This is a genomic window from Vibrio sp. 10N.261.52.C2 (genome assembly GCF_041471425.1).
Classification (GTDB): Bacteria; Pseudomonadota; Gammaproteobacteria; order Enterobacterales; family Vibrionaceae; genus Vibrio; species Vibrio crassostreae_C.
Map to the genome: position 1 here is coordinate 1 of NZ_JBFROH010000106.1, position 219 is coordinate 219.

A 219-nucleotide genomic window follows, 5' to 3' on the forward strand; every position below is an offset into this window, starting at 1 on the left:
AACGGCATCTTATAGTTTTGACTTGGAGCAAAAAAAGCACTTTGCTAAATTTGTCGCTGGTTTGAGTGCGAGAATGGGCTTTGATGAACCGCCGGTGCTTACAAAAAATGAAGTGTTATATCCTTTGTTTATTATGTGTAGAGGGGAGTGCCGAGCGTTAAAGCACTTCTTGAAAGACGCACTACTTATGAGTTTCAGTGAGAACGTTGATACGATAGA

Annotated in this window: 1 pseudogene; it reads left to right on the forward strand. The window is 40.6% G+C overall.

Annotated features, from left to right (window positions below):
• A pseudogene (locus AB4307_RS21915) lies at positions 1-219 on the forward strand (TniB family NTP-binding protein); the annotation flags it as partial.